The sequence below is a fragment of the Winogradskyella sp. genome, assembly GCF_025210595.1.
GTDB lineage: Bacteria > Bacteroidota > Bacteroidia > Flavobacteriales > Flavobacteriaceae > Winogradskyella.
This window is the reverse complement of the sequence record NZ_JAOARH010000074.1, coordinates 1-17,227: the sequence shown is the minus strand read 5'-3', so window position 1 is coordinate 17,227 and position 17,227 is coordinate 1. Positions and strand designations below refer to the sequence as shown.

Below are 17,227 nucleotides of genomic sequence, written 5' to 3'. Positions count from 1 at the left end.
TAATAAAACTAAATGTATTATGAACAACTGTTAATAACTCATGTTAATAGAAATAACTGATATCTATTTTTAAATTCTGTGTTAATTTCATCTATTAGACTATGAATAACTTCCTCGAAAAAAATGATTATTAAATTTTGATATTAGAAATCAATTTTGGTTTGAAAAAATAAATGGATAAACCTAATTTTTATTTTTAAGACTTGTTAACAGTTATTAACAAGTAATACATACTTCTATTAACTGGATTTTATTATTTGTAATTTTGTAAAAAATTAAATTATGAAAATTTCAATTGGTAACGATCACGCAGGACCAGAATATAAACAAGCTATTATAAAACACCTTGAAAATAAAGGATATACCATTACTAATTATGGTACAGATACTACTGATAGCGCAGATTATCCAGATTTTGTTCATCCTGTTGCTAAAGATGTTAATGATGCTAATGTAGATTTTGGAATTTTAATTTGTGGTACAGCAAATGGTGTTGCTATGACGGCTAATAAATATCAAAATGTAAGAGCAGGTATTTGTTGGATGAATGAAATAACTGAACTTACACGCCAACATAACGATGCTAATATCATATGTATACCTGCAAGATATACATCTATACCACAAGCTATAAAAATGGTAGATGTTTTTCTTAATACAGCTTTTGAAGGTGGTCGCCATAAAAGACGAATTGACAAAATTCCTTTATCTTGTTAATACCAATGTGTATATTGGTATGGCATGAGTCATTCACACTTACATAACCATTCTGATCTTAAAGGAAAAAAGCTCTTAATTTCAATTTTATTAAACATTGTAATTACAGTAGCTCAGGTTATTGGTGGAATAGTTTCTGGTAGTTTATCCTTATTAAGTGATGCACTTCATAATTTTAGCGATGTACTATCATTAATAGTAAGTTATATAGCTGCAAAACTAACTAAACAAAAAGCATCTATTAACAGAACCTTTGGTTATAAACGTGCCGAAATTTTAGCAGCTTTTATTAATGCTTCAATTTTAGTTATTGTTGCTGTTATTTTAATAAAAGAAGCTATAGAAAGATTTCAAAACCCTCAATCAATACAATCTAATTTAGTTATATGGTTATCCTTATTAGCTATATTAGCTAATGGTTTTAGTGTTTTATTACTAAAAAAAGAGTCTGTAAATAATATAAATATACGTTCTGCTTACTTACACTTATTAACAGATATGTTAGCAAGTCTGGCTGTATTAATTGGTGGTTTGTTAATGAAATTTTATCAGCTTTTCTGGGTAGATAGCTTATTAACTTTATTAATAGCTTTATATCTCGTTTATGTTGGTTATGATTTATTAAAATCATCAACTAAAATGCTAATGCTATTTACACCAGAGCATATTAATATTAAAGATGTTGTAAGAACTGTTAATAAGTTACCAAAGGTGAATAAACTTCATCATGTACATATATGGAATTTAAGTGATCACGAACTTCATCTCGAAGCTCATCTCGATCTTACTGAAAATATAACTACTATAGAATTTAACGATTTACTTTTACAGATTGAAAAAGTATTACAGGATGAGTTTAAAATAAATCATGTTACTATACAACCAGAATACAATAAAAAAGATCCTAAAGAAATCATTGTACAAGATTAAATTTTTGTAATAACATGAATATTAAAATATACACTGAAATGCTAAACATAGAAATAAAACATTTTTCAGATTTAATAACAACTGAGCTTTATGATTTACTTCAATTACGAAGCGAAGTCTTTGTAGTTGAGCAAGATTGCGTGTATCAAGATATTGATGGAAAAGATGAAAAAGCTTTACATATTTTAGGTTATAAAGAAAATAAGCTAGTAGCTTATACACGTATTTTTAAACCAGGAGATTATTTTAATGAAGTCAGTATTGGTAGAGTAGTAGTTAAAGAAAACGAACGTCAGCACAGTTACGGATATGATATTATGAATGCGTCTATAAAAGCTATTGAAGCTCATTACAACACATCAGAAATTAGAATATCTGCACAAACTTATCTTAAAAAATTCTACAATAATTTAGGGTTTAAGGAAGTGGGAGAGGAGTACCTTGAAGATGATATTCCGCATATTAATATGATTAAATCTTAATTAGAAGATTTTGGTTTAATAATACGTGTTACAACGATTTCTACACGTCTATCTAATTCTGGCTCACCACCAAGCGGAAATTTACGTTTTTGACCCACAAATTTCATTCTATAGCGTTTTACTCCTTTTTCTGCTAAATAATCATACACTGTTTTAGCTCTTGCTAAAGATAAATTACGTTTTTTAGTTTTACGATCTATAGCATCTCTTGCACCATGTGTACAACATACATGACCTTCTATTGTAAAATAAACATCGGTACGTTCTACTAAAATTTTAGCAATATTATCTAGTTGAGCTTTAGATTGTTTAGTGAGGTAACTATAGCCTGTTCTAAATAAAATATTGTCTAACTGAATTTTATCACCTTCTTTTAGTTCTCCACTTAAAAGTTCTTCGGTAGTTTCCTTTTTTGGTGGTTCTATTTTTTCTCTTGGCGGATCATAAGGCTGTACAATGATTTCTACTTTTCTATTTAAACCACGTATTTTATAAAGATCATTATCATTTACAACATTAAGAAGTATTTCTCCTTTACCATCTACATTGGTTATAACAGACTCATCAAATTCATTATTAGAAAAGACTTCTTTTATAGCATCTGCGCGCTGTTGCGATAATACCATATTATAAGAATCACTACCTCTATCATCACAAAATCCATAGATAGATATTTTTTTAATATCCATATTTTCTATTTCAGATAAAAATAAAAGGAGGCGACTTTCTTCAGTCTCAGGAATTTCGTATTTGTCAGTTAAAAAATATACTTGATGCTTTATTTCCTTTTGAGCTAAAGCAAATTGAAATGATAGGCATAAAATAATGAATAGGGACTTCATTTTAATTAATTTTCTAAAAAATGAAAATTTTATCAACGTTAAATATAATTATTTTTTTGAAATACATAAATATTAAATATATACAAAAGCCAAACGAATAACTTACCTTAAAATACTAGTATATTCACTAGGATTGTTAAGTACATTAAGTGCTTTTTTAATTTCAGGATTATTAGCTGTGTAATAGGTATATAATCCTTCACTATAGAAATAACGTTTAATAATTTCATCGGTTAACAAAGACTTTAATTGTACTTTATTACCGTCAATTGCATTAGATTTATAAGCCTGTATTGTAGTAGATAAGTTATGATATTCAGATTTTATAATACCTTCTAATTCTTCATCTTCTGCAATAGTCATTGCTTCACTAAGTGCTTTTTCTGTTTTTGTTTCAAAATTAAATCCAGTAGTTTTTAAGAATTTTTTAAAGTTTTTAAAATCTGTATCTGAAAATTTAAAACCTTTTAGATCTTCAAGTGTGTTATTATAGTAATAATCTGTGGCAAAGTTGAACACTAAATTTTCGTTTAAAATAGCTTTTGTAATTGGTGTTTGTTTTGCAAATTCAACTTCTATATCTGGTTGTACTCCACCTCCATCAAAAACAGGTCTTCCGTTTCGGGTTTTAAATTCGTTATAGTTTTCTTTTTTAACACGAGTAGCTTTTCCGTTTTCATCTCTATTCCAATAGTCTAGTGCTTGTATACAACGACCAGATGGTGTGTAATATCTAGATATAGTAATCTTCATTTGTGTACCATAAGTTAAAGGTTTTGGACGTTGCACCAAGCCTTTACCAAAACTACGTGTACCAACCACAACAGCTCTGTCCATGTCTTGTAATGCACCAGAAACGATTTCGCTTGCAGATGCACTTCTACCATCAATTAGTACTACTAGAGGAATTTCGGTATCAATAGCATCGCGTTTTGTATAGTAGGTTTTATTATACTTTTTAACTTTAGATTTAGTGGTAACTACTAATTGATTTTTTGGAACAAAAATGTTGGTAACATTTACAGCTTCGTTTAGCAAACCACCAGGATTTCCTCTAAGATCTAATATAAGTTGTTGAGCTCCTTGATTTTTTAAAGCACGTAAAGCACCAAGAGTTTCGGCAGACGCTTTTTTATTAAACTTTCTAAGTACAATATAGCCTGTTTTATCATCTATCATAGAATAATGCGGAACTGCTTTAATTTCTAGAGATTCTCTAATAATTTTCACCGAATTTGTTTTTCCTTGACGTTTATAAGTAACGTTTACCTCTGTACCAGCAGCACCTTGTAGTAGATTTGCTGCATCGTCTTTAAAGTCAGCTACAATAACATTATCAACTTTTATGATTTCGTCACCAGCTTTTAAACCAGCTTTATCTGCCGCATAATTTTTATAAGGCTCAACAATAACCAATTTATCTTTTAAGGTTAATACTTTAGCTCCAATACCTGTATAATCGCCAGCGTTATTAATTCTAGAAGATTCAACATCTTGCTCATTATAAAATTGCGTGTAAGGATCTAAATCATCTAGCATACTTTTAATGGCAGTATCCATTAAATCACCAGGATTGGTATCATCAACATAATTCATGTTGAGTTCTTTAAATAAAGTGGTGAAAATTTCTATCTGCTTAGCAATTTCAAAAAAATCATTTTTAAAAGCTGTAGTGCTTAAAAAGATAATTATAGCTACAGCAGGTATAACTATTTTTTTATGTAGAATTTTTTTCATTCTTAGAAGTTTTATTTAAGAATTTCTCAAATAATAATTTCATTTTACCATTGAGTCCTTCAAAAGTTGTACCATCCTTGCTAAGGTATAAAATCATAAACGCATAAGATGTTGAACTATTGTTAAAATATAAGGGTTTATTTAGTCTATAAGCCTCTCTAAGCAAACGTTTTATTTTATTTCGGGAAACAGCTGTTTTATGAAGTCGCTTACTTACTGAAACACCTGTTTTAAGTATACTTCCGTCTTCATGTTCAGTATTAAGATAAATTAAACGAAGTGGATAAGCAGTTATAGCTTTACCCTCTGAGAATAATTGTTCAATGACTTTTTTACTTTTAAGCTTGTCTTTTTTACTGTAGTTAAACGGCATTAGTAACTATTAAAAAGTGATGTACTAGTTTTAATTTTTTCGTTGAAGCGCTCCTTCTAAATCTACAATTTTACTTTCTAATTCGTGTAAACGATCGTAAATATCAACAGGTTCAGGCATTTGTTTAGAAGCATACATGGTCACATACCATACCTCTACAATATCTTCAGTGTTTATAGTATAAGTAGGATAATTTCCATCTTTATTATCGCTCTTTAAAATAAGTTTATCGCGCTCTTCAATTCGGTTAATAACACGCTTTAAAACAATACCATCATTTTTACTTACAATAACGTACACGCGACCATCTTTAATATCTCTTAGATCTTCAACATACTTTCCAAAAACTAGATCGCCATCAAAAAATGTGCGTACCATAGAATTACCTTTTACCTCAAAACAGCGAAAAGTACCATTGGTTAGATGTGGCATGTTAAAAGAAGGTAATGTTTCAATATATTCCGGATCTCCGTAACCATCTAAATATCCAGCTCTGGCTTTTACAGGCACATAAATAACATTTTCATTTCCCGATTGGTTAATAGCTATAACCTGAGGCATTCCAGAATATGTTGGATTTAATGCAACTTCAGATTTTAACATCACATCACTTTTACCAAAAAGATAATCTGGATTAATTTGAAACTCATCAATAATAGATGAGAGCACATCGTAACCAGGTTTGGTTTTCTTTCTAGATCCATCAGATTGTGGACGACCATTAACAATACTATCTATGGTAGTTCCTGTAACACCTATTCGTTTAGAAAACGCAAAATTATTAAGATGAAAATGGTTAATGATTGCTATTATTTTTTCGTCAATACCCTCCATAAGTCATAAAATTTTAAAATAAAACTTTTTACAAAATAATTTTAAATATGTTTGTTTTAATTTGTAAAATGTTTTAAATTTGTATTCTGAATAATTGCTAATATACAAAAAACACTTTATAATTAAACATTTGTGGTGTTTTAAAAGTAAATTATACAGAATTTAAAATCAATTTTATATAAAAAGATGATTTGACGGTAACGTATTCCAACATTATACGGAATATTTAGAAAGTTTATGCCTTGATTGTTAAGGCTTTGTATTAGGTAAACTGTTAGAAAAGCGAAAATTTAAACAGTTCCTAAGTAGGAGCTTAATAATGAATATAAACTTTAAAAAAATTAAAATGAGTCAAAACATTAAAAACAACCTATTTAGGTTTGTGACTTTACGTAATCCACAACTCATAGAAGAGAAAGATAAACAATTAGGTTTTGTTTATTATCCTAACAAACAGAGTGGAAGCTTTTTTCCGCCACTTAATGCTGCAATAGAAGGAGAAAAAAAACAGGCATTGTTAGGTGCTAAAGATAACTTTGCAAGTTCACAATCACTTTTAAAAGACAAGGCTGATATTATAAACTTTAATAAAAATTTATATAATTTCTCGTCTTGGTTAATGCGAAATAAAAATGCATTGTCTTATGCTGAGATTATGGATAATATTAATAGTGCTGAAGTAATATCTAATGAGGATGATCTTTTAAAGCTTTGGGATAACTTAATTTACCAAACCTTATCCAAAAGCTCAGTATATGTGAGAGAGGCTTTAATACAGGTATTGGTAGCTAATAAATTTTTAGCACATTTTAATGATTTTTCACAAGACTTAAGTGAGATCATCACCTTCACAGAAGATCAGGAAAAAGAATTTATAAGATGCGCTAATGCAAGTGTAGTAATTTCTAAAGATTTGTTATTAGAAACTTATAATAACAAGTCAGTAAATGCAAACGCTAAGCGTGCCAATATAAAACATCAAAAAAGATTAAATGATTTATTAATAACGAAGTACGATACACTAGTTTTAAAAAAATTAACTAGAGAATTAAAAACTCTTAAAGCTACTTATGATGCCACAGAGGCTGCAAATTATAAAATAGCCTTAGATAATCATCAAAATGCTGTTGATATTATATTAAACAATGGATCTGTTAAATTAGTAGATCAATGGGATGTTGAAAAGCAAATATATATTCAAGTAGAAAAATTAGTTCACGATCCATTACCAGAATTCACTTATCAAAAGGCAGTTGAAATAGACAAACAAAATCTACAAAGTTCATTATCAGCTTTAAGTCACAAATATGTTGCAGATTATAAATGGGATTCCTTAACCTCTTATAATGCTATTTTAAAAGCAGTAAAACAACTATCTAAAGAAAAGTCTAATAAGGTAGAACGATTATTACCTAAAACTGGCAAATCTGTATTAAAAGGAGGTGTTAATATGCGAGCCGAAGACCCTTTTAAAGCAACATTAACCAATTTTGGTGACATAGACACACAAGTGGCTCAAATGGTAGAAGACAATGTATCTGTAGATACAATTCCACTTTTGGTAGCTTCAGAAGTATATCCAAGACAAATAGATCCATCATCTTGTTATACTTTAAATATCATTGCACGTACATCAGAATCAACAAATGGTAGTAGAAATTGGAACTTTTTGGTGGGTTTAAATCATAATAATGAATTTTCAATTGTAACCGCAGTTGATCAGTCTTTAAGTTTTACCAATGACTCTAATGTAATTACGAGTACTGATTTTCTATTGGATAATTTAGGTAATGGAACTCCTAATCATTCTAAAATCGGTTTTTTTGAAAATTTAGGAGCTATATCTATGCCAAATAATGTAGGAAATCCTATCCTTTCAGGAACAATTACATTAGCTAATGGAGATACTTTAGAGTTTACAGAAACAATTACAATGCTTCCAGTAGGAAAAGTGTTAACAGGCTCTAAACTTTTAAATTTTAGCTGTAAAGAAAATGAGGAAGATACACCAAATGAAAGTACTCCAACATTTAGTAAAATATACGGAGTAACCAACTTAGGTATTGCAGATTTTAGACGTGTAGAGCAAGAAGTATGTTGTTATGTACCAGGAGAAGTGTCGCATATAGAGAATGTAATGGCACGTGAGTATAAAGAACGTTCTACACGAAGCTTAACCAGTTCTGAGTTTACTACAGAGCAAACTGACGAACGCGAACGCGAAAATCTTACGGATACCACAAGTACAGAGCGTAACGAAATGCAAAGTGAAGTGGCATCTGTGCTTAACGAAGACCAGTCGCAGAGCTATGGTGGAAATGCAAGTGTTAGTGGGAAATTAAGTGAAAAATTTCAATATGCAGTAGGAGCCTATTTCGACAATGCCTCTTCTAGCTCATCTTCTAACTCTAACTCTCAAGCCCAAACTTATGCACAAGAAGTTACGGAACGTGCTATGGAACGTGTTGTGCAAAAAACACAAACCAAACGTACATCTCGTATTTTAAAAGAGTTTGAAGAAAATAACTCACATGGTTTTGATAACCGTAAAGGAGAAGATCATGTCACTGGAGTATACCGTTGGGTTGATAAAATTTATAAAAACACCTTAATTAACTATGGTAAGCGTTTAATGTATGAGTTTGCAATACCAGAACCGTCTAAGTTTTTTCAGGAGGCGGTTTGGAAAGATATTGATACTACAGGCCAAGTAGAGAGTGGATTAATTTTACCAGAGTTACCAGTACACCCAAGTACTTTAGGATTAACAAGTCCTAGTATTTTAATTCCTGAAGATGAATTAGATACAGGGTTTGAAAATGAGTATCAACGATTTGCAGCAGCCTATAATGCTGAAGTAAGTAGTCCTCCAGCTAAAAGCATAACTTTAAGCAAAGCTTTTAATTTTCAATACAATAGCGGAGGAGATCAATCAACTTCTCTAAGTGATGAACTTGAAATTAAAAGTGGCTATGAAGCTATAAATTGCAAAGTAAAAGGTAGAATTTTTTCTGATTCTGATAATAGCTTAAAAGTAGGTAGAATTTCTATTTCTGTTGGAGATAAGCAAATTGGAGATATAAGTATAAGTGGTACTAGAGAATTTTTTAATACTACAGAAAATTTATCTCTAGGTAATATTAGAGAGAAATTAGCAGTTTCTGCATCTACTTACGATATGGCAGCGTGTAGTTTTAATGTATCAGCTACTTGTACTAGAACACCAGAGTTATTGGAACAATGGCAAAATGAAACCTACAACGCCATTATGGAAGCCTATTACGATAGACTACAAGAGTATAATGATGCTATGCGTGAAAAAGAAGCTAACGAAGGCTTAACACCAGAAGCAGAAAAGCTTAGCTTTAACCCACTACAAAACAAAAGCATTATGCTTAGAGAGTTAAAGCGTGTGGCTATTGAATTGTTGATAGATCAAAACAGAGTTTCTAGAGATAATTATGAAGACCAGAGCACAGGAGTGCATAAAGTTAAGATAAATGAAGCCTTCCAAACTCATGCCTCAACTGTTAAATTCTTTGAACAAGCTTTTGATTGGGATATTATGGCTTATGTATTCTATCCATATTTCTATGCAGACGAAGCAGACTGGAAAAAACTCTTCCAATCGCAAGATGCAGCAGATCCATTATTCCAAGCATTTTTACAATCTGGAATGGCGCGCACAGTAGTGCCTGTACGACCAGGATTTGAAGATGCGGTAAACTGGTATATGACGACTGGTGAGATCTGGAATGGCCAAGGCTTAGTGGTTGACCAAGATGATGATCTTTATGTCTCTGTGGCTGAAGAAATGCAAACCATTGAAGGTTTTGTAGAGGGTACCTGGGAAACACGCTTACCAACTGCATTGACTATCTTACAGGCAGGTTCTATTGGTCTAAATGTAGAAGGTTTACCATGTAATGAAGACTGTGCTAAAGAACTTTTCGATACCGATAAAAGCCCAATTGAGCAAACCGACACCTTAATTGGCGGTGCAGAAGAGCCTAGCGGAGTAGGTTCTGACTCGGTTGGTGAAGTGATTACCGTACAATAGCAGGTTATAAACACCGCATTTACACCTTAATATATGTAAAATTTATTGCCTTGCTGCTTTTATAAAAGCAGCAAGGGCTAAGGTGTACTGTGGTGTTTTAAACGAATGTTTAATGATTAAAAATAAATAAAGTTATGAGTATATTTAAACTTGCCGAAAGATTAGGGTTTAACCCTCCTTTTGACTTTAGAATTAAAAATGTTAATGGGAGAACTTATACAATATTAAATTATAAAAACTTTTTTGAGGCAATTATAGAAAATAGACAAAAAAGAAAACGTTATTTTTTTCCTAGGAAGAGTGAGTATATTTTCGAATATCAGCACTATATTTTTAATAATAAAGTACATACAGAATATCTTGAGATTATTATCCCTGTAGAATCAGGTAAAGTTGACCTTAGTGAGTATAATATTGGTTTTGACTTTGATCAAAGTTCAGAAAAAGTAGAGTTCTTAATTAGTTTTCCATATGCAGATAATAATGAACTCAATATGATATTCAGAGTAACACATGGAGATACATTTCAATTTCTTATTAATGTATTAGGCTTAAGCGTACCAAAATCCATAAGAAAGACATTTTTAAATGCACTTCAAAATGCCAAAGGAGATCGAGATAAATTAGATTGGTTATATGAAATAGTCCCTTCGTATGTAATAGACACCACTAGTTTAGAGCAGCTTATGGTTGATTTAATAACACTATTGGATGGAAGTGTAAATCAAACAGGAACTGATGAAGAATATGCAGTACTGAAGATTTTAACAGCGATGAGAGGGGATACGTTTTTTGGTTTTGATGAAAACTTAGACATTGCACAATCTCTTTCAGCTCTAAAAGAATATAAAAATAATGCCTCTGAATTCCTAAACTTATTAGTTTCTAATACTGTTACAAAACCCGTTTCAAGAGGAGTTACTCGGACAGAAACAGTGCTAAAGACGCTTTTAAATATGATGAATGATGCTTTTGGTGATGCAAATTTTACAACGATGCTTAATTTCATATGGAAAACATGGTCGTTAACTCCATACGCTAGTTTTGATTCTAAAGAGAATCCTCTTTTATTTAAGCTAAGTGAAAATCAAGGTCCACTATTTTTAGATTATAGATCTAACAATACACTAGGTTTTCATTCAGACAATGCTAAAATTAAATTTATTGATAAAAAAATAAATGTTGATGTAAATATTGGTACAGGGTTCTTTAAAGAAAAGACCGAGACTACAGATGATGGAGACATATTTACTTATTCTGAAGAAATAACAGAGCGTCATAATTACGAGTACCACCCTTTTGCTCCAGTGGTAATCTTAAATGCTGATAACCCTAGTTTTCCTTATAAGGCAGAAGAAAAATCAAAGTATATTATTTTACCCGCTTTTATTTTATATGCAAGAGAAGATAAAGCAGAATGGGAAAATATAATTACAGGAGCCGAATACCTTTTAGATATTGTCACAACATTTTCCGGTATAGGAAATTTATTAAAGGTTGGGAGATTATATAAGGCGTTAAATACAGGTAAATCTCTTATTGATAAAACACGAAAACTCAAAAAAGTAGTAATAGGGGTAAAAGCTTTTGCGGGAACAGTAGAAGTAAGTTCTGGTACTGTTAATATTTTAATTAAGTTAATGGGAGAGAAAGAAACACCTCTAGGAAGAGCAATAAGTAAATACCTTTTTTATTTAGAAATTTTATCCTTAAGTGGTGAACTTACTGTTGCTTTAGACGCTGTTATAAGAAAAAGCGCTAAAGATATTCTCGATAATCATTCAAAAACTTTAAATATATTAAAGAAAAATGCTAAAAATACTGATGAAGCTAAGCAGTTTGATGAACTTATTGAACACTTAGACGAGGTTTCTAGAAAGAAAACAACAATAAAAGATTTAGAAACTTTAGGGAAACAAGGAAACAAAGTGGTTCATATTCTAGTTGATGAAAAAGGAAAGATAATAGGGGAACTAATAAGAACATCAAAAAGTAAAAGAAGTATATCGTTTAAGTTAAAAGATGTTCAATTCGATAATTTTTCCTCAAAAAATAATACACAGAGCTTAGAAAGCGAGATAACCTTGCTAAATAATCAATTAGGTAGATCGTCAGATTATCAACTTCCTGTAGATAAAGGAGAGGAAATACTTTATGCTGATTTGAATATTCCTAAAGATATTACAGATGAATTATCTGGTTTAGGCGATTTAATGCTAGAAGATGCGTTACTTTATTTTAAAAACCATAAGAGTTTCAAAAATGTTGATGGTATTATTGGCGCTTGGTTTAAAAATCCACAATATTATAAAGACTATGGGGGAGAGTCAATTAATTTTACTAAATTCTGGAAAGCAGTTGATGAAGAACTAACATATGAAGAGGCAGCATTTAAAACATTTACGGGTGATTGGGCAAAAAACAATCAATTTACAAAAGTAGTAATTGACCTAGAAGATATTAATGAAGATGGAGTAATTATTAAATTTATTAATCAATGAAAAAGTATATTATGAGAATTTTAATTTCAAATGAAAGCTATTACGATAAGGAGCATATCAATACATTTCGATATCAAAAAGACTATAAATATTTTACAACAAGCAGTGATATTCCAGGAATCTTTGATCCAAGTTTAGAAACCTTAATTGAGGCTCTTGGTGAAGAAATTGTGCAAGAAACATTTAAAGACAAACCCTTAATACAAACACAAACGCAAAGTATTCTAGTTGCTTACTCTAATTTACTTGATAGGTTAAAAAAAGAAAGGGGTCCAATAGGTCCGCCAAAAAGCAAATCAGATATTTTAAAAAATAGAGATTTGGGTTATTATGAAACTCTTATTGAGATTTGTAATGAATGTTTAGAAGAGAATAAGCCAATGTATTTAAGTATTGAATAAAAGCGATATTTAATTAATACTCTCGCTGATGCTTGTTTATGACGAGTGCAGATAATGTAAACAAAGTCATAGTTATTTTACTATGGCTTTTGTATTTTAACCAACAAATTAAAACACATGCTATTAGCCATAGATGTCCATTATAAATCTACTTACTCCAAAGTAATTGGTGTATTATTTGAGTGGCAAGACAAAAGTCCTCAATGTATAGTTACTGATGTTGTTAATGATGTTGCAGACTATGAATCAGGACAGTTTTATAAACGTGAGTTGCCCTGCATTCTTCAGCTAATTAAGCAAGTGGATCTAAGTGTTATCAAGGCTATTATTGTAGATGGTCACGTGTATATAGATAACAACAAGAGCTATGGCTTAGGTGGCCATTTATGGCAAGCTTTACACCAAAAGGTTCCGGTGATTGGGATTGCTAAAAAGGCGTTTCACAATACAGAAAAAGTGTCAACACCTATTTATAGAGGTCAAAGTCAAAACCCGTTGTACATGTCATGCATTGGTATGAGCGAGCAAGAGGCTTTAAATAAGATTCAATTGTTGCATGGAGCCTATCGTATGCCTACGATTTTAAAGATCCTGGATCAGCACACTAAGAGTGGTTAAGCACGTAGCTATTTAAGACTTCAAGGATAGTGCTCAAATAAATTCTTATTCTCGATACAAATTTTTCTCATTACCATTCGTAAAATTCACTCGAACTGACGCTTAAGGTGTTGTTTAAATAAATTACAAAATTTAACATATTATTTTTGTAAAATGTTTGTTTATTATGTGTAATATGTTTATATTTGTATTCGCTTTTCTAACAACGTTTACCGTTAGATACATAAAAATTCGTGTTAAGTAGAAACTAAAAACCTAGATTAATCCTTATTCTGGTTAAGAAAACAATACTAAAGTAATCTTTGGTTAGAGTTTGGTCTGCTTAAAAAATAAAATCAAACATATGTGTAATATGTTGTCATCAAGGCTAACCATACGCGTTAATTTATAAAGTGGTTTCCTTTTTTATAACCTCACATTATGTTCTTAAAAGCAATTGACAAGGAGTCATTGTAAAAAATCATAAAATTTTAAAACCAATGCAATTAATCAATAAAGCGCTGTCTGAGTATGGCGTTAAGGAAATTGTTGGCTCCAAAGACAACCGAAGAATATTAAAATACTTTAATGATTTGGGTTTTGAGGGTAAAAAATTAAAAGACGAAACCGCATGGTGCAGTGCTTTTGCAAATTGGGTGGCTAAGACATCGGGTTACGAGTTCTCAGGCAAACTCAATGCCAGAAGTTGGCTAAATGTTGGTACGTCAGTGGTGAATCCAGAAGTGGGTGATATTGTCATTTTTTGGCGAGATTCTCCATTGAGCTGGAAAGGCCATGTCGCATTTTTTATTAAAGAAACCAAAGGTTATGTCTATGTACTTGGAGGCAATCAAAGCAACAAGGTGTGTATAAAAGCATATCCTAAAAACAGAGTATTAGACTATAAAAAATTAAATAAACTATGGAAAAATTAATGAAATTTATGTTTTGGCTACTCACATTATTATCGCCTTTAAATGGTGTCATGGTGACTATGGTCTTTTTGATCATTGTAGACTTTATTACGGGTTCGTATGTGTCATTTAAAAAACGTATTCCTATAAGAGGATCGCGTATAGCACACACGGTTTCTAAATTCTTTATCTACAATTTAGTGATTTTAGCAGCACACTTTTTAGAAAAACACATTGTTAACGAAGTCCCTTTTCTAAAGATTATAGCTGGTTTTATTGCTATTGCAGAGATTAAATCCATTTTGGAAAACTACAATAAAATATATGGAGTCAACCCTTTTAAAGCTTTAGTGAATTTTATAAAACTAACACCATTAAAAGACACAGTTGAAACACTTACAGAAAGTAACAAAACAGAAAGCAAAAATTTTAATACAAACAAAGATGAAACAGAATAAAGAAACTATAAAAAGTTATTTTGAAACTGGCGACAAACCAACACAAAATCAATATCATGATACTTGGGACTCTTTTTGGCATAAGGATGAGGTTATATCTGTTAATCATTTAGAAACTAAAAATTTACAACAAATTACCGATCAAGGAAATAGTACTACTAACGATATAGAAATGATAGGTGGTAATTTAACCATTACAGATGGTGATACACCAAGTAACCCGTTTAGTGGTAATTTAAATATCAGTTATACAGATGATAAAAGCGGTAACGTCTTTTCCATTTATAATGCTATTACAAAAACCAAGTCCTCTTCTAATGAGTTTTTGTATGGTATAAATAATCTTATGTATCATAATGCTGCTGATGATATAGGTCATGTTTATGGAGCTTTTAATAGAGCAAGAACATTAGGTTCTGGAGTACCTGTTGAAGTAGTAGGAATGTACAACCAGTCTTCTTACAGAAATACAGGTTCTGGTTCTACTAATTTATTAAGTGGATCTGAAAACTATGTGAATGTTGAGGATTTTGGTGGTAGCGGAACTATTGCTAACACTATTGGAATTAGAGGTAAAGTTATTCATAAGAACCCTAATGTAACATCTTCAAATGTTTATAATGGCTTTTTTGGTTTAGATCTAGAAAGTGGTACTGTAGATAATTGGACAGGTGTTTCTATTGACCTTAATCAGACAGGAGGAACTGTTAATTCTGGCGAATATTTAAAATTGGATAATGGTGTGCAATTACCTAATCCTAACATGAAAGCAATTAACTCTTTGGTAGATTTACCATCTTATTTTAAAGGTATTATTGAAAGTGATGTTACTAACGACCAAATTAATGGAGCTAATGCTAAGGTTTTACCAACGAAAGAGTGGGTTGAAGCCAATAGTATATCTAAGTTTTCGTCTACTATAGGTGATGGTTCAGCAACTACAATTAGTGTTAACCACAATCTTGGATCTGAAGATGTTATTATACAGGTTAGAGATACAAACACAAAAACTATTGTTGATGTTACTATAGCCATTGTAGATATTAACACAATTAACTTAACGTTTAACTCATCGCCAATACAAGACCAATATAGAGTTGTAGTAATGGCATAATTATTAATAATAAAATTTAAAAAAATGAAACAAAATAAAGAAACTATAAAGAGCTATTTTGAAACTGGAGATAGACCAACACAACAGCAATATCATGATACATGGGATTCTTTTTGGCATAAGGATGACGTAATACCTTCAGATGATTCTTTGTTATTAACATCTACAATAACATCTAATACTGATGCTATAGAAGCACATGCAGTAGGTATGAATGCTGTAGATTCGGCTACAGATGTTACTATCAATATACAAGATAACTCTAACGAGTTTATTCCAATAGGTTCAGTTCTAACATATAACCAAATAAATGAAGGTAGAGTTATTGTTGCTTATTCTGGACTTGCAAGTGGAGATATTGGACAGACCTATAAAAAAGGTGATGTTTTAACATTATGGCAAAAATCTTCGAATAATTGGGTGATATTAAATCAACCACGAGCTATAGATTCAATTCCCGATGGAGAACCAGCAGGAAGCAATCAAGTGCTTAATATAGTAAGTTTAACACAAGCTGAGTACGATGCAGGCACACCTGTATCTACAACGCTTTATAACATAACTGATGCGTGATGAGTTTAAGGTTAGGAAATACACAGATAAATAAGTTATGCTTAGGAAACACAGAAGTGAAAAAGATGTATTTAGGTGATGTTAAGCTATTTGACAGCTTATCTTTAAATAATTTATATTCTTATTCAAATGCTATTGGTGATGATACTGATTCATATAATCAGTGGAACTGGACATCATCAATATCAGTTAATACTGTTGCTTCAACAGACACTACCTTAGGGGATGATTTTGCAATTAGATTACAAGCAAGAAAAGATGGTTTGACAAGCTCTTCTATAAGTCATGTAATAACAGGTTTAACTCAAGGAATAGAACATAAAGCTATAATTAGGTGTAGAGCTTCTATTACAGGTGGTAACACCTCTAATGTTTTTTTTAATTGGGGAAATGTTACTAATACAACCTATAACGAAAGTATAATTGGAACAAGTTGGGAAGAGGTTGAAATAGTATTTACACCTACAGATCCAGCATCTTTTACTTTAAAAATGTATCCATTTTATAATTCTGGAGGCAGTAGTTTAACAGGTGATTTTTTAGAAATAAGTTCAATAATCATAGAAGAAAGTTAATTCTATAATTATTAAATTAAAAAGCCAATGACCTCTCTAATTAAATTTTAGAAAGCAAAATAAGTTAGAGAGTGAGGCTTTCTTTTGTCTCGTAATTTTTAAAACCATAAATATGAAAT

The 17,227-nt window shown here is 30.9% G+C and carries 16 protein-coding genes; 12 read left to right on the top strand and 4 right to left on the bottom strand.

Annotation, left to right across the window (positions count from 1 at the left end):
- Positions 1-282: 282 nt before the first annotated feature.
- Genes rpiB through N4A42_RS07885 form a run of 3 tightly spaced genes read left to right on the top strand, consistent with a single transcriptional unit; the run spans position 283 to position 2,129 of the window.
- Positions 283-717, top strand: a complete 435-nt coding sequence (gene rpiB, locus N4A42_RS07895) for a ribose 5-phosphate isomerase B (protein ID WP_294072439.1) — start codon at positions 283-285, stop codon at positions 715-717.
- Positions 718-741: 24 nt separating this feature from the next.
- A complete protein-coding gene (locus N4A42_RS07890) occupies positions 742-1,647 on the top strand; it encodes a cation diffusion facilitator family transporter (protein WP_294072436.1) in 906 nt (301 codons plus the stop codon).
- 38 nt (positions 1,648-1,685) lie between these two features.
- Entirely contained in the window at positions 1,686-2,129 is a 444-nt protein-coding gene (locus N4A42_RS07885) for a GNAT family N-acetyltransferase (protein ID WP_294072442.1), read from the top strand.
- On the opposite strand, the gene N4A42_RS07880 is transcribed toward N4A42_RS07885, so the two are convergent.
- From N4A42_RS07880 to N4A42_RS07865, 4 genes are all read right to left on the bottom strand, one after another.
- Positions 2,126-2,971 carry an OmpA family protein gene (locus N4A42_RS07880; RefSeq protein WP_294072433.1) on the bottom strand — a complete coding sequence of 282 codons (846 nt, stop codon included), beginning with the start codon at positions 2,969-2,971 and terminating at the stop codon, positions 2,126-2,128. The genes N4A42_RS07885 and N4A42_RS07880 overlap by 4 nt on opposite strands.
- Positions 2,972-3,073: 102 nt before the next feature.
- Positions 3,074-4,708 carry a S41 family peptidase gene (locus N4A42_RS07875; protein ID WP_294072430.1) on the bottom strand — a complete coding sequence of 545 codons (1,635 nt, stop codon included), beginning with the start codon at positions 4,706-4,708 and terminating at the stop codon, positions 3,074-3,076.
- Positions 4,689-5,081 (bottom strand): ribonuclease P protein component, encoded by a 393-nt coding sequence (gene rnpA / locus N4A42_RS07870; protein ID WP_294072427.1) that lies wholly within the window; start codon positions 5,079-5,081, stop codon positions 4,689-4,691. The genes N4A42_RS07875 and rnpA overlap by 20 nt, the downstream gene beginning before the upstream one ends.
- A 30-nt stretch (positions 5,082-5,111) precedes the next feature.
- Positions 5,112-5,915 (bottom strand): S24 family peptidase, encoded by an 804-nt coding sequence (locus N4A42_RS07865; protein ID WP_294072424.1) that lies wholly within the window; start codon positions 5,913-5,915, stop codon positions 5,112-5,114.
- Between the two features lie 346 nt (positions 5,916-6,261).
- On the opposite strand from N4A42_RS07865, the gene N4A42_RS07860 reads away from it, so the two are divergent.
- The 9 genes from N4A42_RS07860 to N4A42_RS07820 all read left to right on the top strand — a co-directional run bounded on the left by N4A42_RS07860 (position 6,262) and on the right by N4A42_RS07820 (position 17,108).
- Positions 6,262-9,975 carry a hypothetical protein gene (locus tag N4A42_RS07860; RefSeq protein WP_294072421.1) on the top strand — a complete coding sequence of 1,238 codons (3,714 nt, stop codon included), beginning with the start codon at positions 6,262-6,264 and terminating at the stop codon, positions 9,973-9,975.
- Between the two features lie 134 nt (positions 9,976-10,109).
- Positions 10,110-12,476 (top strand): hypothetical protein, encoded by a 2,367-nt coding sequence (locus N4A42_RS07855; protein WP_294072418.1) that lies wholly within the window; start codon positions 10,110-10,112, stop codon positions 12,474-12,476.
- The gene (locus tag N4A42_RS07850; protein WP_294072415.1) at positions 12,473-12,877 is read left to right on the top strand and encodes a hypothetical protein; all 405 of its coding nucleotides are present in this window, start codon (positions 12,473-12,475) and stop codon (positions 12,875-12,877) included. The genes N4A42_RS07855 and N4A42_RS07850 overlap by 4 nt, the downstream gene beginning before the upstream one ends.
- Positions 12,878-12,994: 117 nt before the next feature.
- Positions 12,995-13,495, top strand: a complete 501-nt coding sequence (locus tag N4A42_RS07845; protein WP_294072412.1) for an endonuclease V — start codon at positions 12,995-12,997, stop codon at positions 13,493-13,495.
- Between the two features lie 479 nt (positions 13,496-13,974).
- A complete protein-coding gene (locus tag N4A42_RS07840) occupies positions 13,975-14,409 on the top strand; it encodes a TIGR02594 family protein (RefSeq protein WP_294072409.1) in 435 nt (144 codons plus the stop codon).
- Complete coding sequence (locus tag N4A42_RS07835; RefSeq protein ID WP_294072406.1) at positions 14,397-14,846, top strand: phage holin family protein; 450 nt, start codon at positions 14,397-14,399, stop codon at positions 14,844-14,846. Before N4A42_RS07840 ends, N4A42_RS07835 begins: the two co-directional genes overlap by 13 nt.
- Entirely contained in the window at positions 14,833-15,960 is a 1,128-nt protein-coding gene (locus N4A42_RS07830; RefSeq protein ID WP_294072403.1) for a hypothetical protein, read from the top strand. The genes N4A42_RS07835 and N4A42_RS07830 overlap by 14 nt, the downstream gene beginning before the upstream one ends.
- Before the next feature lie 24 nt (positions 15,961-15,984).
- Positions 15,985-16,533 carry a hypothetical protein gene (locus N4A42_RS07825; protein ID WP_294072400.1) on the top strand — a complete coding sequence of 183 codons (549 nt, stop codon included), beginning with the start codon at positions 15,985-15,987 and terminating at the stop codon, positions 16,531-16,533.
- On the top strand, positions 16,533-17,108 hold the full coding sequence (locus tag N4A42_RS07820) for a hypothetical protein (protein ID WP_294072397.1): 576 nt from the start codon (positions 16,533-16,535) through the stop codon (positions 17,106-17,108). The genes N4A42_RS07825 and N4A42_RS07820 overlap by 1 nt, the downstream gene beginning before the upstream one ends.
- The last annotated feature ends 119 nt before the right edge of the window (positions 17,109-17,227 follow it).